This window comes from Streptomyces sp. Ru72 (genome assembly GCF_002920635.1).
Lineage (GTDB): Bacteria > Actinomycetota > Actinomycetes > Streptomycetales > Streptomycetaceae > Streptomyces.
Genome location: NZ_PQSR01000017.1, coordinates 86,004 through 112,809, shown reverse-complemented (window position 1 = coordinate 112,809; position 26,806 = coordinate 86,004). Strand labels below are relative to the sequence as shown.

The 26,806-nt window shown below is 69.4% G+C and carries 17 protein-coding genes; 7 read left to right on the top strand and 10 right to left on the bottom strand.

The window, feature by feature from the left end; all coding sequences use genetic code 11:
• The 5 genes from C3488_RS11370 to C3488_RS11350 all read left to right on the top strand — a co-directional run.
• A partial coding sequence (locus C3488_RS11370) for a LuxR C-terminal-related transcriptional regulator (protein WP_103839255.1) occupies positions 1-443 on the top strand: 443 nt, incomplete at its 5' end.
• 304 nt (positions 444-747) lie between these two features.
• Positions 748-2,034, top strand: coding sequence for a ribonuclease D (locus C3488_RS11365; RefSeq protein ID WP_103839254.1), 1,287 nt, complete (start codon positions 748-750; stop codon positions 2,032-2,034).
• Between the two features lie 566 nt (positions 2,035-2,600).
• A complete protein-coding gene (locus C3488_RS11360) occupies positions 2,601-3,821 on the top strand; it encodes an acetyl-CoA C-acyltransferase (RefSeq protein ID WP_103839253.1) in 1,221 nt (406 codons plus the stop codon).
• Positions 3,818-5,947, top strand: a complete 2,130-nt coding sequence (locus tag C3488_RS11355; RefSeq protein WP_103839252.1) for a 3-hydroxyacyl-CoA dehydrogenase NAD-binding domain-containing protein — start codon at positions 3,818-3,820, stop codon at positions 5,945-5,947. Before C3488_RS11360 ends, C3488_RS11355 begins: the two co-directional genes overlap by 4 nt.
• A gap of 206 nt (positions 5,948-6,153) precedes the next feature.
• Positions 6,154-6,525, top strand: coding sequence for an NTP pyrophosphohydrolase (locus C3488_RS11350; RefSeq protein WP_103839251.1), 372 nt, complete (start codon positions 6,154-6,156; stop codon positions 6,523-6,525).
• 20 nt (positions 6,526-6,545) lie between these two features.
• Here the strand turns inward: C3488_RS11350 and C3488_RS11345 are convergent, their stop codons facing one another.
• The 9 genes from C3488_RS11345 to ngcE form a co-directional block, all read right to left on the bottom strand.
• Complete coding sequence (locus C3488_RS11345) at positions 6,546-8,069, bottom strand: amino acid permease (protein WP_103839250.1); 1,524 nt, start codon at positions 8,067-8,069, stop codon at positions 6,546-6,548.
• 146 nt (positions 8,070-8,215) lie between these two features.
• Entirely contained in the window at positions 8,216-10,189 is a 1,974-nt protein-coding gene (gene dxs, locus C3488_RS11340; RefSeq protein ID WP_103839249.1) for a 1-deoxy-D-xylulose-5-phosphate synthase, read from the bottom strand.
• A gap of 262 nt (positions 10,190-10,451) precedes the next feature.
• Positions 10,452-11,786: a sugar ABC transporter permease gene (locus C3488_RS11335; RefSeq protein WP_103839248.1), complete on the bottom strand. Its 1,335-nt coding sequence runs from the start codon at positions 11,784-11,786 to the stop codon at positions 10,452-10,454.
• On the bottom strand, positions 11,783-12,574 hold the full coding sequence (locus tag C3488_RS11330) for an ATP-binding cassette domain-containing protein (RefSeq protein ID WP_103839247.1): 792 nt from the start codon (positions 12,572-12,574) through the stop codon (positions 11,783-11,785). Before C3488_RS11330 ends, C3488_RS11335 begins: the two co-directional genes overlap by 4 nt.
• A 211-nt stretch (positions 12,575-12,785) precedes the next feature.
• Positions 12,786-13,880, bottom strand: coding sequence for a sugar ABC transporter substrate-binding protein (locus C3488_RS11325; protein WP_103839246.1), 1,095 nt, complete (start codon positions 13,878-13,880; stop codon positions 12,786-12,788).
• 134 nt (positions 13,881-14,014) lie between these two features.
• Positions 14,015-15,214 (bottom strand): ROK family transcriptional regulator, encoded by a 1,200-nt coding sequence (locus tag C3488_RS11320; RefSeq protein ID WP_103839245.1) that lies wholly within the window; start codon positions 15,212-15,214, stop codon positions 14,015-14,017.
• Positions 15,215-15,451: 237 nt separating this feature from the next.
• A complete protein-coding gene (locus tag C3488_RS11315; RefSeq protein ID WP_103839244.1) occupies positions 15,452-16,375 on the bottom strand; it encodes a carbohydrate ABC transporter permease in 924 nt (307 codons plus the stop codon).
• 2 nt (positions 16,376-16,377) lie between these two features.
• A complete protein-coding gene (locus C3488_RS11310) occupies positions 16,378-17,304 on the bottom strand; it encodes a carbohydrate ABC transporter permease (RefSeq protein ID WP_103839243.1) in 927 nt (308 codons plus the stop codon).
• 103 nt (positions 17,305-17,407) lie between these two features.
• Complete coding sequence (ngcE, locus tag C3488_RS11305) at positions 17,408-18,862, bottom strand: N-acetylglucosamine/diacetylchitobiose ABC transporter substrate-binding protein (RefSeq protein WP_103839242.1); 1,455 nt, start codon at positions 18,860-18,862, stop codon at positions 17,408-17,410.
• Between the two features lie 458 nt (positions 18,863-19,320).
• On the opposite strand from ngcE, the gene C3488_RS11300 reads away from it, so the two are divergent.
• Entirely contained in the window at positions 19,321-23,124 is a 3,804-nt protein-coding gene (locus C3488_RS11300; RefSeq protein WP_181138970.1) for a GH92 family glycosyl hydrolase, read from the top strand.
• Positions 23,125-23,620: 496 nt separating this feature from the next.
• Positions 23,621-23,986, top strand: a complete 366-nt coding sequence (locus tag C3488_RS11295; protein ID WP_103839241.1) for a hypothetical protein — start codon at positions 23,621-23,623, stop codon at positions 23,984-23,986.
• A 93-nt stretch (positions 23,987-24,079) separates the two neighbouring features.
• On the opposite strand, the gene acnA is transcribed toward C3488_RS11295, so the two are convergent.
• A complete protein-coding gene (gene acnA, locus C3488_RS11290; RefSeq protein ID WP_103839240.1) occupies positions 24,080-26,797 on the bottom strand; it encodes an aconitate hydratase AcnA in 2,718 nt (905 codons plus the stop codon).
• Positions 26,798-26,806: the final 9 nt, after the last annotated feature.

The following is a 26,806-nucleotide window of genomic DNA, read 5'->3' as shown; positions in this document are numbered from 1 at the left end:
ACGGCTCCGGTCTCACGCTCCTGTCGGAGACCCGGGCGGCGGGCTGGCCCAACGGTCTGGCCCTGTCCGCCGCCGACGACATCGGAGCGGTCCGCAACGCCCTCGCGGGCGGAGTCAAGGGCTATGTCGTCACCGGCACCCGCACCAACATCGGGCTCCCCACCCGGCCGGGTGCCGCCCCCATCGGCGCCGCCGCCGCGCGCCTGCACCGCCGCCCCCCGGGTGCCCCGAGCCACCCGGGCGGCTACCGCGAGCTGTCCGGCCGCGAGGTGGAGGTGCTGCGTCTGGTCGCCGAGGGGCAGTCGAACAAGGCCATCGGCGTCTCGATGGGCCTGTCCGCCCTGACCGTGAAGAGCCACCTGGCCCGCATCGCCCGCAAGCTCGGCACCGGCGACCGTGCCGGGATGGTGGCGGTGGCCCTGCGGACCGGCATCATCCACTGACCCCCTACCTCCGACCGCCGGACTCCCTTACTCCCCGACTCCCCTCCCGCCCCTCCTCTACTCCCTGACTCCCGCCCCTCCTCCGACCGCCCCGGTCCGCGTCCGCACCGAGCCGCCGGCGAGCCGCGTCCGGGGACCTGACCGCACGCCGGGACGCCCGCCGTCCCGTGCCGCACACCGGCACCGCGCCCTCGTGCCGGACCCGAACGACCCATGTGACACATGACTGGTTTACGACCCCCCACCGCCCGTCGACGGAACGTTCCGTCGGCGGGCGTAGTCGACACACAGATACCCTTGACAGGTGACCGACGCCCAAGAGACCGCAGCAGACAGCCCACTGCGAACCACCGGAGGCGCCCCTCCGGACGACGTCGAAACGGCGCCGATCCCGTTGCTCGAGCCGCGAGACGGCATTCCGCCCGTGATCGCCGACGATGCCTCCCTCGCCGAGGTGATCGCCGCCTTCGCCGCCGGCACCGGCCCCGTCGCGGTCGATGCCGAGCGCGCGTCCGGCTACCGGTACGGCCAGCGCGCCTACCTCGTGCAGCTGCGCCGCGAGGGCGCGGGCACCGCACTGATCGACCCGGTGGCCTGCCCGGACCTGTCCGCCCTGAGCGAGGCGATCTCCGACGCCGAGTGGGTACTGCACGCCGCCACCCAGGACCTGCCCTGCCTGCGTGAGATAGGCATGGTGCCCACGCGTCTGTTCGACACCGAGCTGGCCGGGCGCCTCGCCGGGTTCCCGCGGGTCGGCCTCGGCGCCATGGTGGAGAGCGTCCTCAGCTTCATCCTGGAGAAGGGCCACTCCGCCGTCGACTGGTCGACACGGCCCCTGCCCGAGCCCTGGCTGCGCTACGCCGCCCTCGACGTCGAACTGCTCGTGGACCTGCGGGACGCCCTGGAGAAGGAGCTCGAGCGGCAGGGAAAGCTGGAGTGGGCCCGGCAGGAGTTCGACGCGATCGCCTCCGCGCCGCCGCCCGAGCCGCGCAAGGACCCCTGGCGCCGTACGTCCGGGATGCACAAGGTGCGCCGCCGCCGGCAGATGGCGGCCGTCCGGGAGCTGTGGCAGGCGCGGGACCGGATCGCGCAGCGCCGGGACGTCTCGCCGGGCAAGGTGCTCGGGGACGCCGCGATCGTCGAGGCGGCCCTCGCCCTGCCGCCGAACGTGCACGTCCTGGCCACGCTGAACGGCTTCGGGCACCGCATGGGGCGGCGCCAGCTGGAGCAGTGGCAGGCCGCGATCGACCGCGCCAAGGCGTTGCCGGAGGCGGAGCTGCCGCAGCCGGGGCAGCCGGTGACGGGTCCGCCGCCGCCGCGGGCCTGGGCCGACAAGGATCCGGCGGCGGCCGCCCGGCTGTCCGCCGCGCGCGCCGCGGTGTCGGCCCTGGCCGAGCAGCTCACCATGCCCCAGGAGAACCTGATCTCCCCGGACACCGTACGGCGCCTGTGCTGGGAGCCGCCGAAGCCGGTGGAGGAGGAGACCGTGGCCTCCGCTCTGGCCGGGTACGGGGCGAGGGCCTGGCAGGTCGAGCAGATCACCCCGGTGCTGGTGAAGGCCCTGTCCGTGAAGGGCGTCCAGTCGCCGTAGCGGCTTTGTCGTAAGCGGGTGGGGGGCGTCCCCGATGGGGGGGCGTCCCCGAGGGGGACGCCCGCGCGGCCGAGCCGCGTGCGAGATGGCGGGGTTGCAGGGCGACGCGACGCGGCCGTGTCGGCCGCGTCCAGCCGTGCCGGTCGGCCGCCGCGCGCACGGCGGCCGGGTCGGCCGCAGAGCCGACTACGGGGTGGAGCCATGCCGATTCGGCGGAGCCGCATGGCGGCACCCCCATCCGGTGCCGACGCGGCGCGGCCCGCAGCCGATGCCCACGCTTCGCAGCCGGGTGTCGACCAGGGGTCCCATGCCGTCGCGACCCCGAGCCCCCTCGTGGCGAGGCCGCCCTTTGCGGGGAGGCGGCTGCTCACGCGGATGCGGCCACTGCCTCCCGTTCCGAGCCCCTTGCCGACCCCGCGGGGAAATCCCTCCCTCCGCCGAAGGTGTGACCTTCGCCGCTTGGGCGTGCGGGACTGGGCAGCTTGGTTACCCACAAGTAGCATGGTGCTGAGCGCGTGCTCAGCGCGTCGCAGCAGTGCCATCCCGCACCCTGGAGGAGAGCCATCGTGCCTCGTACCGTCAGGGACGTCGTCTTCGTCGACGGCGTCCGCACCCCGTTCGGCAAGGCGGGCCCGAAGGGCATCTACCACGAGACCCGCGCCGACGACCTCGTCGTGAAGGCGATCCGGGAGCTGCTGCGCCGCAACCCGGGTCTCGACCCGAAGAAGATCGACGAGGTCGCCATCGCCGCGACCACGCAGATCGGTGACCAGGGCCTGACCCTCGGCCGCACCGCGGGCATCCTGGCCGGTCTCCCCCAGTCGGTCCCCGGCTACTCCATCGACCGCATGTGCGCGGGCGCGATGACGGCCGTGACGACCACGGCAGGCTCGATCGCGTTCGGCGCGTACGACGCCGTGATCGCCGGCGGTGTGGAGCACATGGGCCGCCACCCGATGGGCGAGGGCGTCGACCCGAACCCGCGGTTCGTGAGCGAGAAGCTGGTCGACGAGTCCGCGCTGTTCATGGGCATGACCGCGGAGAACCTCCACGACCGCTACCCGCACATCACCAAGCTGCGCGCCGACGAGTACGCGGTGCGCTCCCAGGAGAAGGCCGCGAAGGCGTACGCCAACGGCAAGATCCAGGCCGACCTGGTGCCGATCTCCGTACGCCGCACCAGCCCCGAGGGCGGCGAGACCGGCTGGGGCCTGGTCACCGCCGACGAGCCGATGCGCCCGGGCACCACGCTGGAGAACCTGGCGAACCTGAAGACGCCGTTCCGCGTCCACGGCCGGGTCACCGCGGGCAACGCGGCCGGTCTGAACGACGGCGCCACCGCCTCGATCATCGCGAGCGAGGACTTCGCCCGCGAGAACGGGCTGCCGGTGAAGATGCGCCTGGTCTCCTACGCCTTCGCGGGCGTCGAGCCGGAGGTCATGGGGTACGGCCCGATCCCGGCCACGGAGAAGGCTCTCGCCAAGGCGGGCCTGTCGATCTCCGACATCGGCCTGTTCGAGATCAACGAGGCCTTCGCCGTCCAGGTCCTGGCCTTCCTCGACCACTACGGCATCGCGGACGACGACGAGCGCGTCAACCAGTACGGCGGCGCCATCGCCTTCGGCCACCCGCTGGCCTCCTCCGGCGTCCGGCTGATGACGCAGCTCGCCCGCCAGTTCGAGGAGCAGCCGCAGGTCCGCTACGGCCTCACCACCATGTGCGTCGGCTTCGGCATGGGCGCGACGGTCATCTGGGAGAACCCGCACTTCGACGGAGGCGACAAGTGAGCACCACCGCTGAGCTGTTGAAGGGCGCGGCCGAGCTGTTCCCGGACGAGGTCGTCACGCAGGCGCACGTACGCCACTTCGACCTGCCGTTCGGTGTGGGCCGGTTCGCCCTGATCACCCTGGACAACGGCCACGACCACACCAAGCCGACCACCTTCGGCCCCGCCTCGCTCGCGAACCTGAACACCGCGATCGACCAGGTCGAGAAGGAGGCCGCGGACGGCGAGATCGTCGGCGTCGGCATCACCGGCAAGCCGTTCATCTTCGCGGTCGGCGCCGACCTCAAGGGTGTCGAGCTGCTGAAGCGGCACGAGGACGCGCTGGCCATCGGAAAGGGCGGCCACGAGGTCTTCAAGCGCCTGTCCAAGCTGGCCGTTCCGACGTTCGCGTACTACAACGGCGCGGCGATGGGCGGCGGCGTCGAGGTCGGCCTGCACTGCACCTACCGCACGGTGTCCGCGGCCCTGCCCGCGTTCTCCCTCCCCGAGGTCTTCCTGGGCCTCGTCCCCGGCTGGGGCGGATGCACCCTGCTGCCGAACCTGATCGGCGCCGACAAGGCCGTCTCGGTGATCATCGAGAACAGCCTCAACCAGAACAAGCAGCTCAAGGGCGTGCAGGTCTACGAGCTGGGGATCGCCGACGCGATCTTCGAGGGCGCCGACTTCCTCGAGCAGTCGCTGATCTGGACGGCGTCCGTCCTCAAGGGCGAGATCGTCGTCGACCGTCCGGTGATCGACCGCGGTGAGGCCTGGGACCAGGCCGTCGCGCGCGGCCGGTTCATCGCCGACGGCAAGGTGCACGGCGCCGCCCCTGCCGCCTACCGCGCCCTGGACATCATCGCCGCCGCGAAGAACGGTGACCTGCAGCAGGGCTACGACGCCGAGGACCAGGCTCTCGCGGACCTGATCATGGGCGGTGAACTGCGCGCCGGCATCTACGCGTTCAACCTCGTCCAGAAGCGCGGCAAGCGCCCGGCGGGCGCCCCCGACAAGAGCCTGGCGCGCCCGGTCACCAAGGTCGGTGTCGTCGGCGCCGGTCTGATGGCCTCGCAGCTCGCCCTGCTCTTCCTGCGCCGCCTGGAGGTTCCGGTCGTCCTGACGGACATCGACCAGGAGCGCATCGACAAGGGCGTGGGCTACGTGCATGCCGAGATCGACAAGCTGCTCGGCAAGGGCCGGATCAACCAGGACAAGGCCAACCGCCTCAAGGCGCTGGTCTCCGGTGTCCTGGACAAGGCCGAGGGCTTCGCGGACGCGGACTTCGTCATCGAGGCCGTGTTCGAGGAGATCGGTGTCAAGCAGCAGGTGTTCGCGGAGGTCGAGGCGGTGGCCCCGGCGCACGCGATCCTGGCGACGAACACCTCCTCCCTCTCGGTGACGGAGATGGCGTCGAAGCTGAAGCACCCCGAGCGGGTCGTCGGCTTCCACTTCTTCAACCCGGTGGCGGTCCTTCCGCTCCTGGAGATCGTCCGCGGCGAGAAGACGGACGACGCCTCGCTCGCGACCGCCTTCGCGGTGGCCAAGAAGCTGAAGAAGACCGCGGTGCTGGTCAAGGACGCCCCGGCGTTCGTCGTGAACCGCATCCTGACCCGCTTCATGGGCGAGATCCAGAACGTCATCGACGAGGGCACCCCGGTGGAGGTGGCGGAGAAGGCGGTGGAGCCGCTGGGCCTGCCGATGTCCCCGCTGGTCCTGCTGGAGCTGGTCGGCCCGGCGATCGGCCTGCACGTCTCGGAGACCCTCAACAGGGCGTTCCCGGACCGCTTCACGGTCTCCCCGAACCTCAAGGCGGTCGTCGAGGCGGGCAAGCGCGGCTTCTACGTCTACGACAGCGGCAAGCCGGAGCTGGACCCGGAGGTCGCCGCGCTGCTGAAGCAGGGCGACACCGTCCTGACGGAGGAGCAGGTCCGCGCCCGCGTCCTGGACGCCGTGGCGCAGGAGATCGGGCTGATGCTCGAGGAGGGCGTCGTCGCCGAGGCCCAGGACATCGACCTGTGCCTGATCACGGGTGCCGGCTGGCCCTTCCACCTGGGCGGCATCACGCCGTACCTGGACCGCGAGGGCGTCTCGGAGCGCGTGAACGGCAAGACGTTCCTCGAGCCGGGCGTGGCGTCGGTTCCGGCGTAACGGCCGTGGCACGGTGAAAGGGCCTCCGCCCTGTGCGGAGGCCCTTTCTCGTTGTGTGCGCGAGGCCGGTGGCGCCGGGCCCGCCGGAGCCGCCGTCCCGGCCGCGCCGCAGCCAGGAGCCGTTCAGCAGGGGGCCGTTGACACTCCCCCGGTCTCAATGAGGCGTCCCTCGCGCGGGCCGGACAGGCTCGTGGGACGCTGGGGGCATGAGTGTCCCGCTCCTGGTGATAGTCGATGGCGCGAACGTCGTCGGGTCGGTGCCCGACGGCTGGTGGCGGGACCGGCGGGGCGCCGCCGACCGGCTGCGGGACCGTCTCGTGCCGTTCGCCGCCGACGGGCTGCCCGGCTTTCCCGGGCCGCTGGAGCTGGTTCTGGTGGTGGAGGGTGCGGCGCGCGGTGTGGAGCCCGTTCCCGGCATCCGGGTGGACGCGGCCCCCGGCAGCGGGGACGACCGTATCGTCGAGCTGGTCGCCGAGGCCGGGGACCGCGCGGTTCTGGTCGTCACGGCGGACCGGGAGCTACGGCGCCGGGTGACGGATCTCGGCGCGGAGGTGACGGGACCGCGTACGGTGCGCTGACCCCTTGCGGAGCGCCGCGGTCACCGCGTGCCGCCTCCGGGCGGACCGCTCACCCCGCCCGCCGCGGACTTCTCGGCACGGCCCACACGGCTGTGCGAACGGCCGTAGAGGAAGTACACGACGAACCCGATGACCAGCCAGATCGCGAACCGCAGCCAGGTCTCGGCGGGCAGGTTCAGCATCAGCCACAGCGAGGCGCACACCGACAGGATCGGCACCAGCGGAACGAGCGGAGTGCGGAAGGCGCGTGGCAGGTCGGGGCGGGTGCGGCGGAGGATGACCACGCCGATCGCGACCACGATGAACGCGAACAGCGTGCCGATGTTGACCAGTTCGGCCAGTTCGCTGAGGCTGGTGAAGCCCGCGACGACGGCGATGACCACGCCGAGCAGGATGGTCGGCCGGTGCGGGGTCTTGAAGCGCGGGTGGACGCGGGAGAAGAAGCGGGGCAGCAGCCCGTCGCGGCTCATCGCGAAGAACACCCGGGTCTGCCCCAGCAGCAGGATCAGGCAGACGGTGGTCAGGCCGACGGCGGCACCGAAGCTGATCACACCCGCGAACCACGGGTGGCCGATGGCCTTGAACGCGTCGGCGAGCGGGGCGTCCACGGACAGCCTGCTGTAGTGCTCCATGCCGGTGACGACGATCGACACCGCCACGTACAGCGCCGTGCAGATGAACAGGGAACCGAGGATGCCGCGCGGCATGTCGCGCTGCGGGTTGCGGGTCTCCTCGGCGGTGGTCGCCACGATGTCGAAGCCGATGAAGGCGAAGAACACGACGGACGCGGCGGTGAAGATGCCCATCACGCCGAAGTTGGACGGTGCCCAGCCGACCATCAGCTGGATGAGCGGCGCCTTGAGGCTGCCGCCCGCCGGAACCGCCTGCGGCTCCGGGACGAACGGCTTGTAGTTGGCGCTGTTGACGAAGAAGGCGCCCCCGATGATCACGATCAGTACCACGGTCACCTTGATGGCCACGACGAGCTGGGTGACCCGGGCCGACAGCTTCATCCCGAGCACGAGGATCGCGGTGAGGAGGAGGACGAGCGCGGCGGCGAGGATGTCGAAGCCGAATCCGTGCGCGCCCTCCCGTCCGCCCAGATAGGCGGGCAGGTGCCAGCCCGCGTTGTCCATCAGGGAGCGGATGTACCCGGACCAGCCGACGGCGACCACCGCCGTGCCCAGCGCGAACTCCAGGACCAGATCCCAGCCGATGATCCACGCGGGCAGCTCGCCCAGTGTGGCGTAGGAGAACGTGTACGCGGATCCCGCGACCGGAACCGTGGAGGCGAACTCGGCGTAGCAGAGCGCGGCGAGTGCGCAGACGACGCCCGCCACGACGAAGGACAGGGAGACGGCGGGGCCGGCGTTCTGTTTGGCGACCTTGCCGGTGAGCACGAAGATGCCGGTGCCGATGATGACCCCGACGCCGAACACGGTCAGGTCGAGGGCGGACAGGGTCTTTCTGAGCGCGTGCTCCGGCTCCTCGGTGTCCTGGATCGACTGCTCGACGTTCTTCGTCCGGAAGAGTGTGCTGCTCATGGCGTACCTCCCGCGCTCGCCGTCCCCGACATGATCGGAAGGGGGCGTACTCCGTGTGCCCCGGCACGGGCAGATTCACGCAAACGGGCCGGTTTCGCCACCGTAAAGGATGGAGAAACCGGCCCGGGCGCGTGCGGCGGGTGGTCTCAGTCGCGGGCGGGCTCCACCGAGTCCACGGTCCGGGCGTCGCCCGTACGGTCGGTGGGGGACCCCCCGCTCGAGCGAAGCCGGGAGTGGGGGAGGCCGCCGTCCAGCTTGGAGACCAGCCCCGTGACCTGGCGGGCGATGTCCGGCGCGGTCAGGCCGATCTCCGCGAGGACCTCCTTGCGGGAGGCGTGGTCGAGGAAGCGCGGCGGGACTCCGAAGTCGCGAAGCGGCACGTCCACGCCCGCGTCGCGCAGCGCCTGCGCGATGGCCGAACCCACACCGCCGACGCGGGAGTTGTCCTCGACGGTGACGACCACCCGGTGCCGCTCGGCGAGCGGGGCCAGCGCCTCGTCGACGGGCTTGACCCAGCGGGGGTCGACGACGGTGGTGGAGATGCCCTGCTTGTCGAGGAGGTCGGCGATCTCCAGACACATGGGCGCGAGCGCGCCGACGGAGACCAGCAGGACGTCCGGCACGGGGGCCTCTGCCTTGCGCAGCACGTCCATGCCGCCGACCTTGCCGACGGCGGGGACGGCCGGGCCGACGACGCCCTTGGAGTAGCGCAGCACGGTCGGGGCGTCGTCCACGTCGACGGCCTCGCGCAGCTGGGCCCGCAACTGCTCGGCGTCGCGCGGGGCGGCGATCCTCAGGCCCGGCACCACCTGGAGCATCGACATGTCCCACATGCCGTTGTGGGAGGCGCCGTCGTCGCCCGTGATGCCCGCCCGGTCGAGCACGAACGTCACACCGCACTTGTGCAGGGCGACGTCCATGAGCACCTGGTCGAAGGCGCGGTTGAGGAAGGTCGCGTACACCGCGAAGACGGGGTGCAGACCGCCGGTGGCGAGGCCGGCCGCGGAGACCGCGCCGTGCTGCTCGGCGATGCCGACGTCGTAGATCCGGTTCGGGAAGGCGTCCGCGAACTTCTTCAGGCCCACCGGCTGGAGCATCGCGGCCGTGATGGCGACGATGTCGTCGCGCTCGCGGCCGAGCCTGACCATCTCGTCGCCGAAGACGGAGGTCCAGCTGGCGGCGCCGGCCTTGATGGGCAGGCCGGTGTCGGGGTGGATGGGGCCGATGCCGTGGAAGCGGTCGGCCTCGTCCTGCTCGGCCGGCCGGTAGCCGCGGCCCTTCTCGGTGAGGCAGTGCACGATGACCGGGCCGCCGAACCGCTTGGCGCGGGCCAGGGCGGACTCCAGGGCCTCGATGTCGTGGCCGTCGATCGGGCCGACGTACTTCAGGCCCAGGTCCTCGAACATCCCCTGCGGGGCGATGAAGTCCTTCAGGCCCTTCTTGGCCCCGTGCAGGGTCTCGTAGAGCGGCTTGCCGACGACGGGCGTGCGCTCCAGGACCTCCTTGGTGCGGGCCAGGAACTTCTCGTAGCCGTCGGTGGTGCGCAGGGTGGCCAGGTGGTTGGCGAGGCCGCCGATGGTGGGCGCGTAGGAGCGCTCGTTGTCGTTGACGACGATGACCAGCGGGCGGTCCTTGGCGTCGGCGATGTTGTTCAGCGCCTCCCAGGCCATGCCGCCGGTGAGGGCTCCGTCACCGATGACGGCCACGACGTGGCTGTCGCGCTTGAGCAGCTGGTTGGCCTTGGCCAGGCCGTCGGCCCAGCCCAGGACGGTGGAGGCGTGCGAGTTCTCGATGACGTCGTGGTCGGACTCGGCGCGCGAGGGGTAGCCGGACAGACCGCCCTTGCTGCGCAGCTTGGAGAAGTCCTGACGGCCGGTGAGCAGCTTGTGGACGTAGGCCTGGTGGCCGGTGTCCCACAGCACCTTGTCCTTGGGTGAGTCGAAGACGCGGTGCAGGGCGATGGTGAGCTCGACCACACCGAGGTTGGGACCGAGGTGGCCGCCGGTCTTGGAGACGGCGTCGACGAGGAAGGTCCGGATCTCCTCTGCCAGCTGGTCCAGCTCCTCCAGGCTGAGCCGGTCCAGATCGCGCGGTCCCCTGATGCGGGTCAGCAGCGGCACCCGTGCCTCCTTGCAGTAGAGCTGTGTCGAGCATTCGCCGGGCCTGTCGAGTCTAATGTTCCGCCTGTGAGGGATCACCGATGGCCCCACGGATCCCCCCGACGTGTCCGCCGAAACACGGTGCCGCACACAGGACTGTGCCCGGCACCGCCGTTGGCGCCGGGCACAGGGTCCTTGCGATGTCTGTCACGAAGTGCGGTACCGCAGCCCCGCGACAGGGGCGTGGAGGTGTGACACCCCCCACGGTGCTCTCGTGGAGCGTTTACGCGCGCCCCGCGGCCTTCTGGCTCTTGCGGGACACCGAGTCGATCACCACGGCGCCCAGGAGCACCGCGCCAGTGATCATGTACTGGATCGACGTGTTCATGTTGAGCAGGTCCAGACCGGTCTGGATGGACTGGATGACCAGCATGCCGAGCAGCGCGGACCACACGTTGCCCCGGCCGCCGAAGAGGCTGGTACCGCCGATGACCGCGGCCGCGATCGCCAGCATCAGCGTGTTGCCGCCACCGGCGTTCAGCGTCGCGCTCGCGGTCTGACCGGCGAAGAACATGCCGCCGAGCGCCGCGAACCCGCCGGAGATGGCGAACACGGTGATGCGGACCAGGGGCACGTTGATACCGGCCCTGCGGGCGGCCTCGATGCCGCCGCCGACCGCGAAGACCTTGCGGCCGTAGGTGGTGCGCCGCAGCACGAAGTCGACGATCACCAGTGCCGCGAGGAAGATCACCAGGGCGTTCGAGACACCCGCGGAGTTGTTCAGCACGGCCGCGGCGGTGAAGGAGGCCACGGCGAGCGCGCCGACCCGCAGCAGGATCTCGCTGGTGGGCCGGAAGGGCACCCCGGCCGCGCGGCGGCGCCGCTGGTCGTTGAACGATCCCACCAGCGTCAGGACGACACCGAGGCCGGCCAGGAGGTAGGCGCCGATGATCTGCTGGTCCATGAAGAAGGAGTTCTGGCCGAGCAGGTGCACCGGGCCCGAGTCCGCGGGGATGTTGATGGTGCCGCTGGAGCCCAGCAGCCACAGCATCAGACCGTTCCAGCCGAGGAAGCCGGCCAGGGTCACGACGAACGCGGGTACGCCGATCCGGGCGAAGAACCAGCCGTGCAGCGCGCCGATGGCGACGCCGGTCAGGACGGTCAGGAGCAGGGCCAGCCAGGCGTTCATGCCGTGGTTGGTCACGAAGACCGCGAACGCCGTGGACGCGAGGCCGCTGACCGAACCGACGGACAGGTCGATCTCGCCCAACAGCAGCACGAACACCAGGCCGATGGCGAGCATGCCGGTGGCCGAGAGGAAGTAGCTGATGTTGGAGAGGTTGTCGGCGCTGAGGAACCGGCTGTTCTGGAGCTGGAAGATCGTCCAGATGACGATCAGGCCGATGACGACCGGCAGGGAGCCCAGCTCACCGCCCTTCACCTTGCGCTTGAACTCGGTGATGTAGCCCTTGAAGCCTTCTTCACGGACCAGCAGGCGCGGGTCGACGACGGCGACCGGCGCGGCGGTCGGGTCGTCGGCCGGCGTCGTGGTGGACACGGAGTCCGACGCCTCGATCGTCGTCGAGTCGCTCTTCACGGTCTTGGACGTGTCGCTCACTTTGCCGCCTCCGCGGTGCGACGCCCCGCACGACGGGTGACGGCGTTGTCCGTCGCACCCGTGATCGCGGCGATGATCTCTTCGTGGCTGGTGTCCTTCACGGAGAAGGATCCGTTGTTCCTGCCCAGACGCAGGACGGCGACGGTGTCCGCGACCGCCTTCACGTCGGCCATGTTGTGGCTGATGAGGATGACGCCGAGGTTCCGGTCGCGCAGCCGCTCGACCAGGTCCAGGACCTGGGCGGTCTGCTCGACGCCGAGGGCGGCGGTGGGCTCGTCCAGTATGACGACCTTCGGGTCGCCGATCAGGGCGCGGGCGATGGCGACGACCTGGCGCTGACCGCCGGACAGGCTCGCGATCGGGATGCGCACGCTCGGGATGCGGATCGAGAGGGTGCTCAGCAGTTCCCGGGCGTTCTTCTCCATCGTCACCTCGTCGATGACGCCCCGGTGCAGGAGTTCCCGCCCGAGGTAGAGATTGCCGACCACGTCGAGGTTGTCGCACAGGGCGAGGTCCTGATAGACCGTCGCGACGCCGAGTCCCTGGGCGTCGTGCGGCTTGGTGATGCTGACCGGCTTGCCCTCCCACTCGATGACGCCGTCATCGATGGGGTGGACGCCCGCGATCGTCTTGACCAGGGTCGACTTTCCTGCGCCGTTGTCGCCCACCAGGGCGACCACTTCTCCGGCGTGGACCTCCAGGTCGACATCGGTGAGGGCCTGGACCGCACCGAATCGCTTGGAGACTCCGCGCAACGCCAGCACGGGCGTAGCGGACACGTGAACCATCTCCTTCGCCGCCTGACCGGCGGGGATGCCGCGCTTGGGGTAGGGCGCGGAGGGGCGTGCACAAGGCACGGTTTACAAGGTGAACATGCGCGAACCCGCTGCCTTTGGCAACGGTTGTTTCCGTCCGACGCCCGCCCGGCAGCGGGGTTGGAGAGCCGGGGCGGGCGTCGGCGGAGGCTTCGCGGGACCGCGGGGTCTTCGACCCGAGGGCTTACTCGAGGCCGGCGGCCTTGCAGGCCTTGGCGAACTCGGCGGTGCAGATGTCCTTGATGCTCCAGAGCCCGTCCTTGACCACCGTGTCCTTGATGTTGGCCTTGGTGACCGACACCGGGGTCAGCAGCGTCGAGGGCACCTTGTCGCCGGAGCCGCTGGTCAGCGTCGTGGTGGTCAGGGACTTGATGTCCTTGCCCTGCAGCAGGTCGACCGCGAGCTCGGCGGCGGTGTCGGCCTCGGGCTTGTAGGCCTTGTAGACGGTGGCCGACTGCGTGCCGGCGACGATGCGCTGGATGGCCGCGAGCTCCGCGTCCTGACCCGTCAGCGGGATGCCGCTGATGCCGGCGCCCTTGAGGGTGGTGGCGATACCGCCGGCCATGCCGTCGTTGGCGGAGTAGACGCCCGCGATGTTCTTGGCACCCAGCTGGGTGATGGCCGCCGACATCTTCTGCGCGGCGACGGTGTCCTTCCACAGGCCGGACTGCTCGTAGGCGATGTCGACCTTGCCGTCGAGGGCCTTGTGGGCGCCCTGCTTGAACTGCGCGGCGTTCGGGTCGGCGTCGTCACCGTTGATCATGACGACCTTCGACTGCTTGTTCGCCTTGGAGCCGAGCGCGTCGAGCAGCGCCTGGCCCTGGAGCTCGCCGACCTTGACGTTGTCGAAGGAGACGTACGCGGAGACCGGGCCCTGGGCGAGGCGGTCGTAGGCGACGACCTTGATGCCCTTGTTCACGGCGGTCTGGATGGAGGACTTGATGGCGGCAGAGTCCTGGGCGCTGATCGCGATGACCTTGACGCCCTTGGTGATCATGCTGCTGACCTGCTGGGCCTGCTTGGCAGCGTCGCCGGCCGCGTTCGCGTACTCGACGTTGCAGTCCGAGCACAGCTCCTTGACCTTGGCCTCGAAGAGCGGCTTGTCGAACTTCTCGTAGCGGGCGGTGACGCTGTCGGGGAGCAGCAGACCGATGGTCTTGCTGCCCGAGCCGCTACCGCTGCCGCTACCGGAGTCGCTCTTCTTGTCGCCGGCCTTGCCGCAGGCAGCCAGCGTCACGGCCATGGAGACCGCGGTGGCGCCGATCACGACTCTACGCATCGTTGCGTTCATTTGGGGGTGCCTCCCTGACAGGGCCGCAACGCTGCGGCCGAGGTGGCTGGAAGTCAACTCGTCCACACGTGCGACGTCAAGAAGTAAATACTTAACGAGATGGCAACGGCGTCATGCGTTTTCTAAATGAAGGCGGGCGCGGCCGCCGTCGTCGCGCCGTCCAACAGGGTCGAATCGCCCATCTCGCTCAGCGCGAGAGCGAGTGCCCCGAGCACCTCCGCCCGGCCTCCGAGGGCTCCCGGCAGCACCGACAGATGACGTGCCGCACTGGGGATGGCGTAGCGGCCGACGGACTCCCTGATGGGTCCGAGCACCAGCTCTCCGGCCTCGGCGAGATCGCCCCCGAGGACCACGCGGCTGGGATTCAGCAGATTGCACAGGTTGGCCACTCCGCTGCCGATGTGGCGGCCGACATCGGCGATCACCCGGCGGCAGCCCGGGTCGCCGTCCCGCGCCAGCCTCACCACGCCCTCCATGGTGAGGTCCGGGCCGTGGCTGGGCTGGAGCAGCGGGAGCACGTACCGTGCCGACGCGAAGGTCTCCAGACAGCCCCGGTTGCCGCAGCGGCAGACGGGACCGGATTCATCGAGAGTGATATGGCCGATTTCTCCCGCTGTGCCGCCAGGCCCGCGGTAGATCTTGCCGTCGATCACCAGTCCGGCGCCGACACCGCTCGCCACCTTGATGTACGCCAGGTCCTTGACCCCCCGGCCGCTGCCCCAGACCAGCTCGCCGAGGGCGCCGAGGTTGGCGTCGTTGTCCACGTGCACGGGCACGCCGAGCCGGCCCCGCAGCTCCTCGGCGGGTTTGGTGCCGGTCCAGCCCGGCAGGATGGCCGTGGAGCCGAGTGTGCCCGACTCGACGTCGATGGGGGCGGGCACGCCGACGCCCACCCCCGCGATCTTGGACCGGCTCACTCCGGTGGCGTCGATCAGCCTGCTGACCAGCTCTTCCGCCCGGTCGAAGCCCTGTGCGGCGGAGGCGTCCACATCCAGGGGCTCGGACTCCTCGGCGAGCACCTGATGGGCGAGGTTCCCGATCGCGACGCGCAAATGGGTGTGCCCGAAATCGACGCCGATGACGATGCCGGCGTCACCGCTGAGGGAGACGCTGCGGGCCCTGCGGCCACCCGCCGATGTCGGCGTGACCTCGACGGTTCCGCCGTCTTTCAGCTCCCGAACGATATTGGACACGGTCGCCGCGGACAGGCCGGTCGTCCTCGCGATCTCGGCCTGGGTCAACGACCCGGCGAGGCGCACCGCCCGGACGACGCGTTCCAGATTTGCCCGATGCAGCGACGACTGCGATCCCGGAGTCTCCATCGACTCATCCACTCCTGCCCTCAGCGCGGCGGCCTCGGCCCGCCCCTGTGACCCGGAGCCAGCAGCGGAATCCGGGTCACGTACAAGTTGTGAACTCCAAGCTCCGCTGAACGGGTTACCGCAGTCAAGTCCTTGACGGAAATCGTGAAAGATCAGAAAGCAGACGTCCGGACACACCGGCGCCTCCCCCGGTTCACGAAAAGGACGCCGATCGGTCTCGGCGGAAGAAGTCGATCGCTACTTCAGCGCACCGGCCGTCAGCCCCTGCACCACCTGTCTCTGGAAGACGATGTAGGCCGCGAGGACCGGCAGCATGGCCATCACCAGGCCGGCGAAGAGTCCGGACCAGTCGCCCTTGTACCCCTGGCTGGCCGCCAGCTGGACCAGGCCCTGGGTGAGGACGCGCTTGTCGGGGTCGGTGTTCAGGACCGTCGGGAGCATGTACTGGTTCCACTGGCCCAGGAAGTTGAAGATCCCCACGCTGATCAGGCCCGGCTTGGCCATCGGCAGCATGATCTGGAAGAACGTACGGGAGTGCGAGGCCCCGTCCACGAACGCGGCCTCGGCCACCGAGGTGGGCAGCGAGCGGAAGAACGCGGTGAGGAAGAACACCGTGAAGGGCAGCGAGTAGGCGATGTAGACGAGGATCAGCCCGTGGATCGTGTTCAGCAGCCCCATGTTGTTCACGACGTAGAACAGCGGGACCAGCGCCAGCATGATCGGAAAGCTCATGCCGCCGATGAACAGGTAGTAGATGAACCGGTTGCCCGGGAAGTCGAAGCGGGCGAGGACGTACGCCGCCATCGAGCCGAGCACCAGGGTGCCGATGAGCGAACCGCCCACCACCAGGACGGTGTTGAGGAAGTAGTCGCTCATGTTGGCGTCGGTCCAGGCCCGCGCCCAGTTCTCGAAGTGCAGCTTGTCCGGCAGCGACCAGGGCGAGTCGAAGATCGAGCGGTCGTCCTTGAAGGAGGTCGCCACCGCCCACAGCAGCGGCATGACGACCATGAACGCCCACAGGATCAGCATGCCGTGCGAGAAGACGTTGAGGACGGCGCCCTCCCGCTTCCCCCGGGGCGGCCCGCCGACCGGGGCGTCCGCCTTTCCGGCGGGGACGTGCGGCTCGGCCGGGATCGGGGCGGGGGTCTCGGTGGTCTCCATGATCAGTACTCCAGCCGCTCGCGCCGGCCCAGCCGCATCACGACCGCCGCGAACAGCAGCGTGACGACGAGCAGGGCGACACCGATCGTGGTTGCGTAGGCGGCCTGACCGTCGCGGAAGGCCTTCTGGTAGACGTACAGCACCAGGACGGTGGTCGAGTAGTCCGGCCCGCCCGGCCCGGTCGTCATGATCTGCACGACTGCGAACGACTCGGCGCCGAGCGCGAGGATGCCCATGTACACCCAGCCGGACTGCACGGTGTCCCACAACAGCGGCAGGGTGATCCTGAAGAAGGTGGTGGTGCGCTTCGCCCCGTCCAGGAGCGCAGCCTCGTACAGGTCCGCCGGGATGGAGGCCATGCCCGCGGAGAACAGGACCACGAAGAAACCGACCGTGGACCAGACGAGGACCGCCATCACACACCAAAGGGCGAGGCCCGGATCGCCCAGCCAGAGCGGCTGGACGCTCCCGAGCCCGATGCCGCGCAGCAGCGAGTTGATGGCGCCGCTGTCCGGGTTGTACGCGAAAGCGAACAGCAGGGCGACGATCGCGATGGAGAGCACCTGCGGGAAGAAGTAGACGATCTTGTAGAAGGACGAGCCGCGGACCCCGGAGATCACCGGCCCGCCCTTCCGCCGCCGCCCGCCCACATTGATCATGAAGGCCAGGAACAGCGCGAGACCGATCGTCACCGGCGGCAGCACCAGCGCGAACAGCAGGCTGTGCCACAGCGACTTCCAGAAGATGTCGTCGTGGACCAGCCGCGTGTAGTTGTCGTAGCCCACCATCTTGAACTCGGGGCTCAGGCCGGACCAGTCCGTGAACGAGTAGTAGATGGACTGGATGAACGGCCAGACGACGAAGAGCGCGTACAGGCCGAGGGGAACCGTCAGGAACCCCACGATGAACCGGTACTTGCCGTGATGCATGGCTACCGACCCCGATCCGGCCGTGCGGGCGGCCGTCTCCGCTGCCGCCGACGGACCTGCCGCTGACAGGCCCGCCTCTGGCAGACGTGCCCCTGACGGACCCTCACTGGTGCTTGTAGTGCTTGATCGACGTGTCCTTGGCGGTCTCGTCGGCGAAACCCTGGATCCGCTTGATGGCCTCGGCCGGGGTGATACGGCCCGCCATCATCTCGCCGAGACCGGAGACGCCGATCTTCTCCTTCTGCAACTGCACGTACCAGTCCTGCAGCCGCGGGTTCAGGACGTTGCTGCCTGCCTTCTCCAGCGCGGCCACACCCGACTTCAGGCCCGGGGTGAGGCTGATGCCCGTGGTACCGCCGTTGAACGCGGTCAGCGACTTGACCTTGGTGGTGAAGTTCTTCGAGGACGCCTCGCTGAGCATGATGCGCAGTTGCTCCATGCCGCCCTCGGGGTTCTGCGCCTTGGCGGGGACGATGAAGGGCTCACCGCCGGAGGCCCAGATGGTGCCGAAGGGCAGCTTGTCGGAGGAGTCGATACCGGAGGGGGCGGAGACGGCGAGGTCGAAGTCGGCGGGGATGACGTTGGCCGACTCGTTCTCCACCCAGGAGCCGTTCGGGATGAACAGCGCCTTGCCCTGGGCCCAGGCGGTCTGCGACTGGATGTGGTCGAGGCCCGGCGTGCCCTTGAGGATGTAGCCCTTCTTGTAGAGCTCGTAGTACGCCTCGAAGCATGCCTTGACGGCCGGGTGCTTCCAGGCGTTCGGCTCCAGGTTGTCGATGGCGTCGAGGACCTCGCGGCCGCCGACCTTGCCGATCATCGGGTACAGGGAGAAGGGGATGTAGTACGGGTACTTGCCGGCGTAGGTCCAGCCCGCGATGCCCTTCTTCTTGGCCTTCTCGCAGACCTTGAGCATCTCGTCCCAGGTCTCGGGGTACTTCTCGTCGAGCGAGTCGAGGAGCTTCTGCGAGTACCAGACGCCGTAGACCGTGTAGGCGTAGTACATGATCCACACGGGTTTGCCGTCGAACTGGCCCATCTCGACGATGCCGGGGCGCAGGGTGTCGCGGACCTTCTTCGACGGGTCGTCGTAGGAGGGGGCGTCCAGCAGCGGGGTCAGGTCGGCGAGCTGGTTGCGGCTGACGAGGACGCCCATGTCCATCTGCTCGGCGCCGGAGTTGTCGATGAGGTCCGGCGGATTGCCCTGGTTGAAGCGTGGCTGCAGGGTGGACTGGATCTTCTGGGTGGCGGAGAACTTCACCTTCGCCTTCGGGAAGTCCTTCTGGTAGATCTTGACCGCGTCCTGGGCGTACTCCTTGCCGAAGCCGCCGTCGAAGAGCACGAACTCCATCTGTGCCGTGTCGTTGACGCCGAGCGGGTTCTGCTTGGTCTTCTTGCCCGCCTTGGCCTTCTCCTGGCCGCCGCCCCCGCTGCTGGCGCAGGCGGACAGAAAGCTCATCGTGGGGACGGAGACCAGGCCCAGCGCGACGGAACGCTTGATCAGACTGCGGCGCCCGACGCCTTCGGGTGTGGTGGTGTGCTCGCCGGAAGTGGATCCCATGCTCAAGTCCTCGCCTTCTCCAGGACTCAGGCGGTGCACCGGCTCCTCCCCGGCACCGCGGTGATGGTGAAGCTGGGGTCGTGCATGAGCGATTCGGGGGGACGGTGCGGCGGTGGTTCGTTCTCGGGACGGTCCGCCGCCTCCCGCTTCCCCTCGGGCGTGCCTGTCCACAGCCGTCGTACGGCAAGGTGACGGCTGCCCGGACGCCGACAGGTATAGTCCACTCTCCGTCGCCCGAGCAATATCGCAAGCAAGGTTGGCCCGGCGCGTTTCCGAGTTGAGACCTCGTGGAAATACGGGCGCTCGCACGGCTCTCGAACGCGATACCCATTGCATTGAGCCCGAATGCCACAACCAACGCCCTTGACACTACTGACCACTTGACCACCTACTGGTCCTTGCGCAGACGAAGTGACAACGTTGTCCATTCTCAACAGGCGCAGGGAGGGTGCTCGCGCATGCAGCACAGATCTCGGCACAGATGGGCTCCTACGGCGGTCGTGGCAACGGCCGCCTTCGCGTTGCTGGTGGCGGCCCAGGGCGCGGCGGTGGCCCTGCCCGGTGAAGCGGCGGCCGCCAACCGCGAGTTCGCCTCCTCCTTCGAGCCGGGTGATCCGGCGCCGACGTGGCTGAGCACCGTGGACAGGACGGCGGACGGCACCAAGCGGGCGTCCGGTGTGGACGGAGGCTACACCGCGGGCATTCCGGGCAATGTGACCGATGAGGTGACCGATGTCCGGGCCGGCGCCGAGAACACGGACGCCGGTGAGGTCGCGGACAACCTGATCGACGGCGAGCCGGGCACCAAGTGGCTGACGTTCGCGCCGACGGGCTGGGTGGAGTTCGACCTGGACGAGCCGGCGAAGGTGGTGACGTACGCGCTGACCTCGGCCAACGACCACGCCGAGCGGGACCCGGCCGACTGGACGCTTCAGGGGTCCACCGACGGCAAGGACTGGAGGACACTGGACACCCGCACCGGAGAATCCTTCGACCAGCGCTTCCAGACCAAGTCGTACGATCTCGCCGAGCCGGCCGAGTACGCGCACTTCCGGCTGGACATCACCGGGAACCACAGCGGCGGCATACTGCAACTCGCCGATGTGCAGTTCTCCACCGGCAGCAGCACCGATCCCACGCCGAAGGACATGCGCACGCTCGTGGACCGCGGTCCGCTCGGCTCCCCCACCGCCAAGGCCGGCGTGGGCTTCACGGGCAGGAGGGCGCTGCGCTACGCGGGGACGCACACCGCCGGCGGGCGGGCGTACTCGTACAACAAGGTCTTCGACGTGAACGTACGCGTCGAGCGGGACACGCAGTTGTCGTACCGCCTCTTCCCGGCGATGGCGGACGGCGACCGGGACTACGACGCCACGAACGTCTCGGTCGACCTGGCCTTCACCGACGGCACCCATCTCAGTGACCTCGGCGCGCTCGACCAGCACGGCTTCCCGCTGAGCCCCACGGGACAGGGCACGGCCAAGGTGCTGTACGTCAACCAGTGGAACAACGTGGTCTCCCGGATCGGGTCGGTGGCGGCCGGCAAGACCGTGGACCGGATCCTGGTGGCGTACGACTCGCCGAAGGGGCCGGCTCGGTTCCGGGGTTGGCTGGACGACCTGGCGCTGAAGCCCGCACCGCCGGACAAGCCCGAATCTCACCTGTCCGACTACGCGGTGACCACTCGCGGCACCAACTCCAGCGGCTCCTTCTCCCGGGGCAACGACTTCCCGGCGACCGCGTTGCCGCACGGCTTCAACTTCTGGACGCCGGGGACCAACGCCGGCTCGCTGAGCTGGTTGTACGACTACGCCCGGGCCAACAACTCCGACAACCTGCCCACGATCCAGGCGTTCAGCGCGAGTCATGAGCCGAGCCCGTGGATGGGTGACCGGCAGACGTTCCAGGTGATGCCGTCGGCCGCGTCCGGTGCTCCGGACACCGGGCGTGCCGCGCGGGCGCTGCCGTTCCGGCACGAGAACGAGATCGCGCGCCCCTACTACTACGGCGTGACCTTCGAGGGCGGCCTGAAGGCGGAGATGACGCCGACGGACCACGCGGCGGTGCTGCGGTTCACCTATCCCGGCGACGACGCGAGCGTGATCTTCGACAATGTGACCGAGCAGGCCGGGCTCACCCTCGACAAGGCGGGCGGCGTGGTGACCGGCTTCTCGGACGTGAAGTCCGGGCTGTCGACGGGCGCGACGCGCCTGTTCGTGTACGGCGTGTTCGACGCGCCGGTGACGGACGGGGCGGCCTCGGGCGTGAAAGGCTATCTGCGCTTCACGCCGGGCGCCGACCACACGGTCACGCTCCGCCTCGCGACCTCCCTCATCAGCATCGACCAGGCGAAGGACAATCTGCGCCAGGAGATCCCGGACGGCACGTCGTTCGACGATGTCAGGGCGCGCGCCCAGGGGACGTGGGACAAGCTGCTCGGCACCGTCGAGGTCGAGGGCGCGACCACCGACCAGCTCACGACGCTGTACTCGTCGATGTACCGGCTGTACCTCTACCCCAACTCGGGCTTCGAGAAGGTGGGGTCGGCCTACCGGTACGCGTCCCCGTTCTCCCCGATGACGGGCCCGGATACGGCCACGCACACCGGGGCGAAGATCGTCGACGGCAAGGTGTACGTCAACAACGGCTTCTGGGACACCTACCGGACGACCTGGCCCGCGTACTCCTTCCTGACCCCCACTCAGGCGGGGGAGCTGGTCGACGGCTTCGTGCAGCAGTACAAGGACGGCGGCTGGACCTCCCGCTGGTCGTCCCCCGGTTACGCCGACCTGATGACGGGCACCTCGTCGGACGTGGCGTTCGCGGACGCCTATGTGAAGGGGGTGAAGTTCGACGCCGAGGCCGCCTACGACGCGGCGGTGAAGAACGCGACGGTCCTGCCGCCGTCGTCCGGCGTGGGCCGCAAGGGCATGGCCACCTCACCGTTCCTCGGCTACACCAGCACCGCCACCCGCGAGGGCCTGTCGTGGGCGATGGACGGTTACATCAACGACTACGGCATCGCCCGGATGGGCCAGGCGCTGTACAAGAAGACCGGCGAACAGCGCTACAAGGACGAGTCGGCCTACTTCCTCAACCGCGCCCGGGACTACGTCGGCCTCTTCGACTCCAGGGTGGGCTTCTTCCAGGGCCGCGACGCGCAGGGCAACTGGCGGCTGGATGCGTCGAAGTACGACCCGCGCGTCTGGGGCAACGACTACACGGAGACCAACGGCTGGGGCTTCGCGTTCACGGTCCCGCAGGACAGCCGGGGCCTTGCGAACCTGTACGGCGGCAGGGCGAAGCTGGCCGACAAGCTGGACGAGTACTTCACGACGCCGGAGACGGCCTCACCTCAGTTCGTGGGCTCCTACGGCAGCGTCATCCACGAGATGACGGAGGCCCGTGACGTGAGGATGGGCATGTACGGGCACTCCAACCAGCCCGCGCACCACGTGATCTACATGTACGACGCGGCGGGCCAGCCCTGGAAGGCGCAGGCGAAGGTCCGCGAGGTGCTCTCCCGCCTGTACACCGGCAGCGAGATCGGGCAGGGCTACCACGGCGACGAGGACAACGGCGAGCAGTCCGGCTGGTACGTCTTCTCGGCTCTGGGCTTCTACCCGCTGGTGATGGGCAGCGGCGAGTACGCCATCGGGTCCCCGCTGTTCACCAAGGCCACCGTGCACCTGGAGAACGGCAGGGACCTGGTCGTCAAGGCCCCGAGGAACAGCGCGCGGAACGTCTACGTACAGGGCCTGAGAGTCGACGGCAAGGAGTGGACGTCGACGGCGCTGCCGCATTCCCTGCTCTCCCGGGGCGGTGTGCTGGAGTTCGACATGGGTCCGCGGCCCTCGGACTGGGGCACCGGGAGGAACGCGGCACCGGTGTCCATCACCCGGGACGACAAGGTGCCCTCGCCGCGGGCGGACGCGCTCAGGGGTGACGGTCCGCTCTTCGACGACACCTCGGCGACGGAGGCCGCCGTGACGAGCGTGGACCTGCCGGTCACGGGCGGCACCAAGGCGGTGCAGTACACGTTGACGTCCCCGGCGGACCACACCAAGGCCCCCACGGGCTGGACCCTGGAGGCCTCCGAGGACGGCACGCAGTGGACGACCCTCGACCAGCGGTGGAGCGAGTCCTTCACCTGGGACCGGCAGACGAGGGTGTTCTCCGTCCCGCATCCGGGCACGTACGCGCACTACCGCCTGACCTTCACGACGGAGTCGACCCTGGCGGAGGTGGAGCTGCTGGCCTGACGCACACCGGCACGGAGGAGGGGCGGACCACCCGGGGCCGCCCCTCGTGCTGAACAGCGGTGATCGGCCAGAGGCGTGGGTGAACACGTGCACGCCTACCGGAACGTCGCTTCTTGAACGCCGCTCGGGGAAGCCGTCGTTCGGCCGGCGCGCCGGTATGTCCCCCTGGAGGGTGAACCCGCCTGGGAGACCCTTGACATCGTTGTCGCCCCCCGGGGTACAGTCATGTACAGACCATTCCGACAACGTTGTCGAACCGGTCGGACAAGCCGTCAGACCCCGGTCCGGCCTACTCCCCCCGGGCCGGGCCGGCTCGCGGACCGGGTGGCACGCACAGCGGCCACCCGGTCCGCCCTGAGGCCCGGACAACCCCGCCGACCCCCAACCGTCACTCGTGGGGGCGGTGTTCACCGCTCCGGGGCGCGCGCGGGGCAACCCCAGTGCTCTCGTGGTCATCTACCTGTACGAACGCGATGACCGGGGAGAAGGACGGGTTGTGCACGGTTCCGGTGCGGACGGTGGCCGCGAGAAGGCCACCGCCGGCTCCTGGTGGGCGGCCGCGGTGGCGAACCTTCTGATCGGCATGCTGGCGATCGTCCCCGGCGTGTGCGTCCGGTGGCTGCTGAACAGGTACGCGCTGTTCCACTGCATCACCGGGTTCGGATGCGGCGGCACCTCACCGGACCAGACCGTCGGTATGACGCTGGGCGCGGTGCTGGGCGGGGGGTTCGTCCTCGGGATGGTGCTGGTGGTGGACGTGCTCGTGCCGTGGCAGGAGGGCCGACCGCTGCACCTGTGGCTCGGCATGACGACTCTGGTGCCGGCGCCGTTCGCGGTGGCGCAGGCGGCGGGATGGATCTAGGGGGCGGTGTCCCCGTTCGGGCGGCGGTGGGGAGACGGCGGAGGGCCGCACCCCCGGGCGGGGATGCGGCCCTCGACTGCCGTGCCGGATCGGCTACTTGCGGATCAGGCTGCGCAGCACGTACTGCATGATGCCGCCGTTGCGGTAGTAGTCGGCCTCACCGGGGGTGTCGATGCGGACGACCGCGTCGAACTCGACACCGGTGTCGGTGGTGACCTTGACCGTGCGCGGCGTGGTGCCCTCGTTGAGCTCGGTGACGCCGGTGATGGAGAAGGTCTCCTCACCCGTCAGGCCGAGGCTCGCGGCGGACTGGCCCTCCGGGAACTGGAGCGGCAGCACGCCCATGCCGATGAGGTTCGAGCGGTGGATGCGCTCGTACGACTCGGCGATGACGGCCTTGACCCCGAGGAGCGCGGTGCCCTTGGCCGCCCAGTCGCGGGACGAGCCGGAGCCGTACTCCTTGCCGGCCAGGACGACCAGCGGGATGCCGGCGGCCTGGTAGTTCTGCGAGGCGTCGTAGATGAAGGAGACCGGGCCGCCCTCCTGCGTGAAGTCGCGGGTGTAGCCGCCCTCGGTGCCCGGCGCGATCTGGTTGCGCAGGCGGATGTTGGCGAACGTACCGCGGATCATCACCTCGTGGTTGCCGCGGCGGGAACCGTAGGAGTTGAAGTCGCGGCGCTCGACGCCGTGCTCGGTGAGGTACTTGCCGGCCGGGGTGTCGGCCTTGATCGCACCGGCCGGGGAGATGTGGTCGGTGGTGACCGAGTCGCCGAGCTTGGCCAGGACGCGGGCGCCGGTGATGTCCTCGACCGGGGCCGGCTCCATGCCCATGCCCTCGAAGTACGGGGGCTTGCGGACGTAGGTGGACTCCGGGTCCCACTCGAAGGTGTTGCCGGTCGGGACCGGGAGGGACTGCCACTGGGCGTCGCCCGCGAAGACGTCGCTGTAGGACTTGGAGAACATGTCCTCGCCGATGGCGTTGGCGACGACGTCGTTGACCTCGGCCTCGGAGGGCCAGATGTCCTTCAGGTAGACCGGGTTGCCGTCCTGGTCGGTGCCCAGCGCGTCCTTGGTGATGTCCACCTTCATGGAGCCCGCGATGGCGTACGCGACGACCAGCGGCGGGGACGCCAGGTAGTTCATCTTGACGTCGGGGTTGATACGGCCCTCGAAGTTCCGGTTGCCGGAGAGGACCGAGGTGACCGCGAGGTCGTGGTCGTTGACGGCCTTGGAGACCTCCTCCGGCAGCGGGCCGGAGTTGCCGATGCAGGTGGTGCAGCCGTAACCGACCAGGTTGAAGCCGACCTTGTCCAGGTACGGGGTCAGGCCCGCCTTGTCGAAGTAGTCGGTGACGACCTTGGAACCCGGGGCGAGGGTGGTCTTGACCCACGGCTTGCGGGTCAGGCCCTTCTCGACCGCCTTCTTGGCCACCAGGGCGGCGGCGACCATGACGTAGGGGTTCGAGGTGTTGGTGCAGGAGGTGATGGCGGCGACGGTGACGGCGCCGTGGTCCAGCTCGTAGGTGGTGCCGTCGGGGGCGGTCACCGGGACCGGGTTCGACGGGGCGCCGTTGGGGGCGACGGCCGGGGCGTCGGAGGCCGGGAAGGACTCCTGGCCCGCCTCGTCCACGATGTCGACGTAGTTGCGGACGTCCTGCTTGAACTGCTCGGCGGCGTTCGCGAGGACGATGCGGTCCTGCGGGCGCTTCGGGCCGGCGATCGAGGGAACGACCGTGGACAGGTCCAGCTCGAGCTTCTCGGAGAAGTCCGGCTCGGCCTTCGGGTCCAGCCAGAGGCCCTGCTCCTTGGCATAGGCCTCGACGAGCGCGACCTGCTGCTCGGAGCGGCCGGTCAGGCGCAGGTAGTTCAGGGTCTCGTCGTCCACGGGGAAGATCGCGGCGGTGGAGCCGAACTCCGGGGACATGTTGCCGATGGTGGCGCGGTTGGCGAGCGAGGTGGCGGCCACGCCCTCGCCGTAGAACTCGACGAACTTGCCGACCACACCGTGCTTGCGGAGCATCTCGGTGATGGTGAGCACGAGGTCGGTGGCGGTGGTGCCGGGCTGCAGCTCACCGGTGAGCTTGAAGCCGACGACACGCGGGATGAGCATGGAGACCGGCTGGCCGAGCATCGCGGCCTCGGCCTCGATGCCGCCGACGCCCCAGCCGAGGACGCCGAGGCCGTTGACCATCGTGGTGTGGGAGTCGGTGCCGACCAGGGTGTCCGGGTAGGCCTTGCCGTCACGGACCATCACCACGCGGGCGAGGTGCTCGATGTTGACCTGGTGGACGATGCCGGTGCCCGGGGGGACGACCTTGAACTCGTCGAAGGCGGTCTGGCCCCAGCGCAGGAACTGGTAGCGCTCCTTGTTGCGGCCGTACTCCAGCTCGACGTTGACCTTGAAGGCGTCGTTCGTGCCGAACTTGTCGGCGATGACGGAGTGGTCGATGACCAGCTCGGCCGGCGCCAGCGGGTTGATCTTCGCCGGGTCGCCGCCCAGCTCCTTGACGGCCTCACGCATGGTGGCGAGGTCCACGACACAGGGCACGCCGGTGAAGTCCTGCATGATCACGCGGGCCGGCGTGAACTGGATCTCCTGCGACGGCTGGGCCTGGGAGTCCCAGTCGCCGAGGGCGCGGATGTGGTCGGCGGTGATGTTCGCGCCGTCCTCGGTGCGGAGCAGGTTCTCCAGCAGGACCTTGAGGCTGTAGGGCAGGCGGGCCGAGCCCTCCACCTTGTCCAGCCGGAAGATCTCGTACGACTCGTCGCCCACCTGCAGCGTGCTGCGGGCGTCGAAGCTGTTCGCCGACACGACAGTCTC